The organism is Paraburkholderia sp. NMBU_R16, assembly GCF_013282575.1.
In the GTDB taxonomy this organism is placed as follows: domain Bacteria; phylum Pseudomonadota; class Gammaproteobacteria; order Burkholderiales; family Burkholderiaceae; genus Trinickia.
In genome coordinates this window covers 1-488 of sequence record NZ_JAAAYE010000295.1, presented here as the reverse complement: position 1 = coordinate 488, position 488 = coordinate 1, and the positions used below count along the sequence as shown (strand labels likewise).

At 62.5% G+C, this 488-nt stretch carries 1 protein-coding gene; it reads left to right on the top strand.

Features of this window, described 5'->3' with window-relative positions; genetic code table 11:
* Positions 1-488, top strand: a 488-nt coding sequence (locus GWC77_RS28315) for a transposase (protein ID WP_173262950.1), incomplete at both ends; no start/stop codon positions are given.

The window sequence follows — 488 nt, the reverse complement described above, 5'->3', positions numbered from 1 at the left end:
GCTTCAACGAACTGTACGAGAGCGGCAAGATTCGCGAGGCGGCATGCTGGGACCATGCGAGACGATACATATACGACGTGCATGCCCGAACGCCGACCGAGGCGACCCGGGAGGTGCTCGAGTTGATCGGCGGACTTTACGCGATCGAGGCCGACATCCGCGGCAAACCCGCCGCGCAGCGGCTGCGCGTGCGGCAAGAGAAAAGCATTCCGTTGCTCGCGGCCATCAAGACGTGGATGACGGACAAACTCGCGGCGCTGTCGAAGAAATCCGAATTGGCCAAAGCGATCCGTTACTCGCTTAACCAGTGGGATGCCCTCGTGCTGTACTGTGCAGAGGGCCGTGCCGAGATCAGCAACGCCCTGGCCGAAAACGCGCTGCGCTGTGTGAGTCTGGGTCGCAAGAACTTCTTGTTCGCCGGCTCCGACAGCGGGGGGAAACGGGCCGCGGCGATGTACAGCCTGATCGGCACGTGCAAGCTGAACGCG